Here is a 4,872-nt window from a genome sequence, read left to right on the forward strand (position 1 = left end):
GGGGGACAGATGAAGGATTTCTACGAAACGCACCGTCTCAGCTGGGACGGGGCGGTCGACGCCGACGGCCACATCCTCGAGCCGTCGACCCTGTGGGAGGACTACATCGACCCGCAGTACCGCGACGTCGCCCTGCGCATCGTCAAGGACGAGAACGGCCTCGACGAGTTGCAGATCAACGGCCAGCGCTCGCGCATGAGCCGCCGCGGGTTCCCCTCGACGCTCGCCGCCATGGGCCGGCCTGATCTCGGCAAGATGATGTTCGACCCCGAGGTCACCTACGACAACCACGCGCCGCCCGCCGCCACCGATCCCAAGGAGCGGCTGAAGTACCTCGACCAGGAACACATCGACGCCGCCGTCATCTACACGACGACCGGTCTGCTGTGGGAGGCCGAGCTCGAGGACGCCGAGCTGTCGCAGGCCTACACCAAGGCCTACAACCGCTGGATCTGCGAGTGGTGCTCCGACAGCGGCGGCCGGCTGATTCCGACGGCGCACCTGTCGTTGGGTGATCCCCAGGCTGCGGCGGCGGAACTCGAACGTGCGGTCGGTGAAGGGGCGCGTGGCTGCTACGTGGCGCCCTTCACGCATGACCGCAAGCCGCTCGGTCACCCCGACAACGACCCCGTTTTCGCCGCCGCCCAAGCCCTCGACGTCCCCTTCGCCATCCACCCGACGTTCGAGCCGCAGTGGACCAAGGGCGAGCGCAACGGCACGTGGGAGCACGCCCGCGAACTGCGCCTCAGTGCGTCGGTGCAGGCGAGCGACGGCGTGCGCACCCAGTTCGCCACGCTGTTCGACTACGCCGTGTTCGACAAGTTCCCGAACCTCAAGGTGCTCGTACTCGAGTCGGGCGGCGGCTGGATCGGCTACTGGCTCGACCGCATGGACGGCGTGTACGGCCACACCGTGATGGCGCAGAACGCGCCGCTCAAGCACAAGCCGTCGGACTACTTCCGCCAGCAGTGCTGGATCAGCTGCGACCCTGACGAACGCATGATCCCGGCGCTGGCGCAGCGCTACGGCTACGACCGGTTCATGTGGGCGTCGGACTTCCCGCACGCCGACCACACGCCGGAGTACATCCTCGACCTCGACGAGCTCGGCGGCATGTTCCCCGACGAGCACCGCCGCGCCTTCCTCGGCGACAACTGCCGCCAGCTGTTCAAGATCACGGTCTGATGATCCGCTACGAGGTTCGCGACGGCGTCGCACACGTGATCATCGACCGGCCCGAGAAGAAGGGGGCGATGACCTACGGCATCCTCGCCGACTTCTACGCGGCGGTGCAGCGCGCCGGCACAGACGACGGCGTGGGCGCGGTGATCGTCGAAGGTACCGGCGGGGCGTTCTGCGCCGGTACCGATCTGTCGGACCTCAACGACACACCGACCGAAGACCGCGGCCGCCGGGGCGCCGAAGGATCGCCGCCGCCGTTGGTGATCAGCGCCTGCCCGCGGCCCGTCGTCGGCGCCATCGACGGGCCGGCCGTCGGCATGGGCGCCGAGTTCGCCACGCAGTGCGACGTGCGCATCGCGTCGACACGGGCGCGCTTCGGCTGGGTGTTCGTGTTGCGCGGCCTCGTCGCCGACACCGGCGCGGGCACGTTCCTGCTGCCGCGCATCGTCGGCTATAGCGAGGCGATGCGGCTGCTGTTCTCCGGCGACATCATCGACGCCCAGACCGCCCTCGACATCGGCTTCGTCAGCCAGGTGGTCGCGCCCGACGACCTCCCCGCCGCCGCCGAAGAAGAAGCGCAGCGCTACCGCAAGGGCTCACCGTTCGCCATCGCCCGCATGAAGCGGCTTGTCTACGACGGCATGACGAACGACGTCACCACGCACGTGGCGCAGACCGCGGCGCTGCTGCGCGAGTGCTTCGCTTCCCACGACCACGCCGAAGGCGTCGCTGCGTTCCTCGAGCGCCGCCCGGCCAACTTCACAGGACAGTAGCCATGGCTTACAGCGAGATCACCTACGAGGTCGACGGACACGTCGGCATCCTCAGCCTCAACCGGCCCGAGGCGCGTAACGCGCTGACCTACACCACCTACGCGGAGCTCGAAGACGCGGTGCGCACCACGACGCAGCGCTGCCTCGTCATCACCGGCGTCGACCCGGCGTTCTGTTCCGGTGACGACGTCAAGCAGATCCTGTCGAAGACGGGCGACGCGCCGAGCGGCGACCGCGCCCCGCTGACGCCGCGTCTCACGCCGGCGGCCGACGCGCTGCTGCACACCAACGTGCCGATCATCGCCGCGGTCAACGGCGCGGCGGTCGGGTGGGGGATGGAGCTGGCGCTGATGGCCGACATCCGGATCGCATCGGAGAACGCCAAGTTCGGCGAGTTGTTCGTCAAGCGCGGCATCAACTGCGACGTGCCCGGTCTCGGCCGGTTGGCGCAGATCGTCGGGCGCGAGACCGCCGCCGAGCTGTTGTTCACCGGACGCATCGTGAGCGGCGAGGAGGCGGCGCGGCTGCGGCTGGTGTCGCGCTGCGTCCCGCACGCGGAGTTGATGAAGACGGCGCTCGAACTCGCCCACGAGATCGCCAACAATCCGCCCCTGGCCGTGCAGCGTCTGAAGGAGGGCCTGCGGCGCACGCTCGACCCCGACTGGCACGACCTCGGCGCGTGGGTCACGAGCAGCCTCATCGAGTTGTTCCAGACCAAGGACCACCGCGAGGGTGTGCAGTCGTTCCTGGAAAAGCGCGCCCCCGTCTTCACCGGCGAGTAACGCATGCAGGACCGACCCACGGCTGCGGAACTGCTGCGTGACATCGCCGATCTCTTGGAGGGTGAAGTGCTCGCCGCCACGTCGGGGCCGACGCAGCACCACGTGCGCGTCGCTGCCAACTTGGCCCGCATCGTGCAGCGTGAACTGGAGATGGGGCGCGAGACCAACTTCCGGGAGCGCGCGCTGATCGGTGACCTTCTCGGCGCCGACGGATCCGTCGCCGAGCTCAACGCGGAGCTGGCGGCGCGGTTGCGGGCCAACGACGACGCCGAGTTCGCCCGCGCCGCGTGGCCCGTCCTGCTGGCGGTGACCCTCGACAAGCTGGCGGTGAACAAGCCGGGCCATGACGCCTACGACTTCGCCGGCGAGCAACTCGAAGCGTGAGCGAAACGGTCGCGAAGGGGCTGGCGGCGTTCCTGGACGCGGAGGTCACCGACGTCGTCTTCGCGTCGGCGGGGGCGCGGCGGCGCAACGTGTTGTTCAGGGCCGACGGCGTGCCGATGGTCGCCACGATCATCCACGACGCCGGCCTGCAGATCATGACGGTCGAGACGGAGGCGGCGACGTTGCGGCTGGCCGAAGACGCGGGCGTCGCGGTCGCCCATGTGCACGCGGTGTGCACGGATCCGGCCTACGTCGGCGGTCCGTTCTTCGTGACGTCGCAGATCGCGGGGGAGACCGTCGGGCGCCAGATCCTGCGGCTGGTCGCCGCGAACCCGGGTTTGGGCGCCACCGTCGCCCGCGACATCGGCGCGTCGTTCGCCAAGCTGCACGCCGTCGACCCGAACCTGGCGCCTCCGGCGCTCGAACGCCCGCCGCAGGGCCACACGGCGGTCGATGCCGCGCTGGGCCACGTGCGCGCCCTGATGGATCTGCTCATCCAGCCGTCGCCGGTGTTCGAGCTGACCTACGCCTGGCTCGACACGCACCGTCCGGTGTCGAACCGTGTGGCGGTCGTGCACCGCGACTGCCGCAACGGCAACATCATCGTGGGGGCTGACGGGCTGCGCGCCATCCTCGACTGGGAGGTGGCCCACGTCGGCGATCCCATGGAGGACCTGGCGTGGATGTGCGTGCGCATGTGGCGCTTCCGCAACGACGAACTCGAAGTCGGCGGCTTCGCCACGCGCGGCGACCTGCGCGCCGGGTACGAAGGCGCGGGCGGCGCGTGGGACGACGGCGCGTTCTTCTGGTGGAAGCTTTACTCGACGCTGCGCTGGGGGCTCGGCCTCGCCGGCCAGGGCCGCGCCCACATCGACGGCACGTTCCGGTCGATCGTGATGGCGGGCAGCGGTCGGCGCGTCGGCGAACTCGAGTACGACTGCCTGATGCTGCTCCAGAACCAGTTCGCGTAGCGTCCTGGGCCATGGAGCTCAAGGACAAGGTCGCGGTGGTGACGGGTGCGGCGACGGGGATCGGGCGCGGGCTTGCCGTCGCGTTCGCCAACGAGGGCGCGCGGGCGGTGGTGGTGGCGGACATCAACGGCGATCGCGCCGTCGAGTCGGCCGACTACATCAACAACAACGGCGGCACCGCGCTGGCGGTCACGACGAACGTGGCCGACCAGGACAGCGTCAACGCGCTGGTGAACATCACCGAAGAGACGTTCGGTCCCGTCGACCTGTTCTGCGCCAACGCCGGCGTGCTCGTGCTCGGCGGCGTGCACGCGCCGGAGGAGGAATGGCGGCGCGCCTTCGACATCAACGTGATGAGCCACGTGTACGCGGCGCGCGCCGTGCTGCCGGGCATGGTGGCGCGCGGCGAGGGTTACCTGCTGCACACGGCGTCGGCCGCCGGGTTGCTGACGCAGTTGGGCGCGGCGCCGTATTCGATGTCGAAGCACGCCGCGGTGTCGATCGCCGAGTGGATCGCCATCACCTACGGCGACACCGGCGTGAAGGTGAGCTGCCTGTGCCCGCAGGCGGTGCGCACCGAGATCGCGGCGTTCCTCGGCGGTCCGCAGCCGGGCAAGGGCGACGTGTCGCACGCGTCGAACGACGGCGTGCTCGAGCCCGAAGACGTCGCCCGGGTCGTCATCGACGGCCTGCGCGCCGAGCACTTCTTGATCCTCCCGCACCCCGAGGTCGAGGAATACGAGCGCCGCCGCGCCGGCGACCGCGACCGCTGGATCCGTG

6 protein-coding genes are annotated in these 4,872 nt (G+C 69.7%); all 6 read left to right on the top strand.

Annotated features, from left to right (window positions below; translation table 11 throughout):
• A partial coding sequence (locus tag VHC63_08125) for an amidohydrolase family protein (protein HVV36557.1) occupies positions 1-1,185 on the top strand: 1,185 nt, incomplete at its 5' end.
• The gene (locus tag VHC63_08130; GenBank protein ID HVV36558.1) at positions 1,185-1,955 is read left to right on the top strand and encodes an enoyl-CoA hydratase-related protein; all 771 of its coding nucleotides are present in this window, start codon (positions 1,185-1,187) and stop codon (positions 1,953-1,955) included. The genes VHC63_08125 and VHC63_08130, both read left to right, overlap by 1 nt.
• A gap of 2 nt (positions 1,956-1,957) precedes the next feature.
• Positions 1,958-2,737, top strand: coding sequence for an enoyl-CoA hydratase-related protein (locus VHC63_08135; GenBank protein HVV36559.1), 780 nt, complete (start codon positions 1,958-1,960; stop codon positions 2,735-2,737).
• Positions 2,738-2,740: 3 nt separating this feature from the next.
• Positions 2,741-3,121, top strand: coding sequence for a DUF6285 domain-containing protein (locus VHC63_08140; protein HVV36560.1), 381 nt, complete (start codon positions 2,741-2,743; stop codon positions 3,119-3,121).
• Positions 3,118-4,092, top strand: coding sequence for a phosphotransferase family protein (locus VHC63_08145; GenBank protein ID HVV36561.1), 975 nt, complete (start codon positions 3,118-3,120; stop codon positions 4,090-4,092). Before VHC63_08140 ends, VHC63_08145 begins: the two co-directional genes overlap by 4 nt.
• A gap of 11 nt (positions 4,093-4,103) precedes the next feature.
• The coding region (locus VHC63_08150) for an SDR family oxidoreductase (GenBank protein HVV36562.1) at positions 4,104-4,872 on the top strand (769 nt) is incomplete at its 3' end.

The sequence above is a fragment of the Acidimicrobiales bacterium genome (assembly GCA_035546775.1).
Classification (GTDB): Bacteria; Actinomycetota; Acidimicrobiia; order Acidimicrobiales; family JACCXE01; genus JACCXE01.

Coding starts and splice junctions, on each gene's coding strand:
- VHC63_08130 (HVV36558.1), top strand. CDS start 1,185: ATGATCCGCTACGAGGTTCGCGACGGCGTCGCACACGTGATCATCGAC.
- VHC63_08135 (HVV36559.1), top strand. CDS start 1,958: ATGGCTTACAGCGAGATCACCTACGAGGTCGACGGACACGTCGGCATC.
- VHC63_08140 (HVV36560.1), top strand. CDS start 2,741: ATGCAGGACCGACCCACGGCTGCGGAACTGCTGCGTGACATCGCCGAT.